1 protein-coding gene is annotated in these 2670 nt (G+C 65.5%); it reads right to left on the bottom strand.

The window, feature by feature from the left end; genetic code table 11:
- Window positions 1-131: 131 nt before the first annotated feature.
- Window positions 132-1886, bottom strand: a complete 1755-nt coding sequence (gene ltrA / locus AB1460_RS36780; protein WP_420497461.1) for a group II intron reverse transcriptase/maturase — start codon at window positions 1884-1886, stop codon at window positions 132-134.
- Window positions 1887-2670 lie beyond the last annotated feature (784 nt).

Raw genomic sequence — 2670 nt, 5'->3', positions numbered from 1 at the left:
TCGGCGGGAGGGTCGCAGGTTTCGGTGAGGGTCGGGTAGCGGCGGCGCATTGCTGCGCCGCCGCCCCCTCGGAACCCGGCGTGCCACTCGTCGCGGCACCGGGCTCGGGCTCCCACATGGGCGGGCAGACCCTACAGATCCATGTCCGTACCGTCTGTGACGACGCCTGGTTGGCGTCGGTGGCAGTCGGTGTGTACGAGGCGGTGTCGATCGCCGGCGTGACCCTCCGCGCCGGGCATCGTGACCTGGGTGTAGACGGTCGCGGTGCGGGCGTCCCGGAACCACGCCTCCCACTGGTCGGGGGAGGCGGGTGGCTGGTCGTCGTAAAGCAGGTCGTCTCCGCAGAGCGGGCACCGCCAGTGCTGGGTGCGCAGCGTGTGCCCGGCCGATGGTGCCAGCGGCGGATGTTGGCGGCTGTGCCGCTTCCGCCGGTTGGCCCAGTACTGGGCTTGGGCCGGGTCATCCGGGGATGACCGGCCTGCCACGGGGACGTGCCGGACGATCGGTGTCCAGGCGTACTTGTGGAGGTAGGCGCCTGTCTTCGGGTCGCCGAAGACCCACTTGTCGTTCCTGGACGGATTGTGCTTGCCGAAGTAGCGTCTGCTGACCCACCAGCGGTTCTTTCTGCGGTGGCTTCGGCGGGCCCAGCTTTGCAGTTGGTGGAACAGCCAGCTGTCGAGGAAGGCGAACGCCTCCTTCGACACCACCGTGCGGTAGTAGGCCGCCTGCCCCCGGATGATCGGGTTGAGGCGGCCGACCACCACGGCCGCTGGCTGGCCGCGCAGGGCGCGTAGTTCGGCCTTGATTCGCCGTCGGATCCTGATGAGCGCTTCCTTGCTGGGTTTGATCAGCAGTTTCGGGCCGTCCTTGGTGGTGTACCTGCGGACGTTGAACGACAGGAAGTCGAAGCCGTCCTCGATGGCCACGATCCGGGTCTTCGCCTCGTTGCAGCGAAGCCCGGTGGGCGCGAGCCACTCGGTGAGGCGTCGCCGGACCTGTTCCGCCTGTTCAGCGCTGTGACACAGAACGACGAGATCATCGGCGTAGACGACGGTTACAGGGGTTCCCGGTTTGGTCTCTCCTCTCGTGATGTACCGGGTGCCGGCCGCTTCCTCGATGCCCTGGAGCACAATATTCAAGATCAACGGCGATATTGCCCCGCCTTGTGGGGCTCCTTGTTCGGTCGGGGCATGCCGGCCTTTGTCGACCACACCGGCCTTCAGCCATCCCCGGATTTGGTTCAGTGCGGGGAAACCCTTCAGCTTCCGTACGATATAATCATGGTCGATTCGGTCGAATGCTGCCTCAAGATCTGCGTCGAGAATCCACCCGCGGTTTGTACTCCCACGGGCTGTGTTGAAGATTGCCTCGATCGCGTCATGGCAGCCGCGACCCGGCCTGAAGCCGTATTGACGGCGGTCGAGCCGGGCCTCCCACTCGGGTTCCAATGCGTTGCGCACCCGGTTCTGCTGGGCGCGGTCGGCGATCACGGGAATTCCGAGCGGCCGTTTCTTGCTCTTTCCGCCCTTTTTCGGAATGTACACCCGCCGCACGGGCAGTGCCGTTCCCACCTGGTGGTGTAGTTGGGTTGCCAGGCGGGTTCGACTGGCCGAGGTCAACGCGACCTCACCATCGACACCCGGAGTGCGGCGGCCGGTGTTGCGCTGGCTCACCTGCCGAACGCTGACCAACGTGTTGGCTCGGCTGCGCAGCATGAGGTTCTGCAGGTTGCGTACCTTTTTCCAGTCGCCTGCCTGCGCCGCCTTGAAGATCCTCTGCCGTAGTCGCCGTACCGACTTCTCCTCGGAGCGCCAGTCGATGGCATCCCAGTCGAGCGGCCCCTCGGGTCCGTTCACCACACCATCGGGCATGCCAGGTGCCGCCATATCGACGGCGGTGGCTGTGTCCTGAGGCACGGCGCCCAACGTCTCCCTCGGATTCCGGTAGTTCTGGCATCGGTTCTTTCAAAGGGCAACCTGGCTCGCGTCAGCGCCCTTTCGGGCCCCGGACACGGGGTCTGGGTATGCGGCCAGTTATATCGACGCGGCTGGTTGGAGGTCCAGCCATGCGCGCCAACTTTCCTGCTGCCCTTTCGGCTGCCGCCATTCGCTTCTCGAGCCATCCTGTACCCGCCAGGGGTTCGCCCGCCTTGCGGTCGGCATACCGGGGGTCGGTCAGCTCCCCCGGACCTGACAGGGTTTCCGTGTTCCGCACGTGTGAGATGCGGCCGGTGTCGGGTGTCCTCTCTACCCCGAGGCCATGGTGCCCGTACGACCAGGCGTTCACATCCTGGCCGCCATCGCCGCTTTCCAGCGACAGGCCTTACCGTCGAACTTGCGCACCATCAGCGACGTCTACAATGACGGGGTTTCCATCGAGGATTCACGGTCTTCACCCTTCCGGCCTTCCCCTCTCCTGTAGCCGGTGGATGGGTCACCGGCCCTCGGGGTTTCCCCCGGGCTTCACACCCCGATGCGTGGAGTGCACACATGGCGCATGCCAGGGGTGGGGACGGGTCCCTGAGCACTAACCCGAAGCCAGAACATCGACCACGTCGATCCTCCTCATGTTCTGCTTACTCACGACGTGCGACCTCACGTCGCACTGGACCTTGTAGCCGCACCAGAACAGGTCGTCGCCCTTGGCCGCCCACCGCGCGTCGCGGTCATA

Origin of the sequence: Parafrankia sp. FMc2 (genome assembly GCF_041008525.1) — a bacterium.
Lineage (GTDB): Bacteria > Actinomycetota > Actinomycetes > Frankiales > Frankiaceae > Parafrankia.
The sequence above is the reverse complement of the archived record's forward strand: the minus strand, read 5'-3'. Positions and strand labels throughout refer to the sequence as shown.

Excerpts from the sequence above, each read along its gene's own strand:
- ltrA (WP_420497461.1), bottom strand. The coding sequence starts at position 1,886 with ATGGCGGCACCTGGCATGCCCGATGGTGTGGTGAACGGACCCGAGGGG.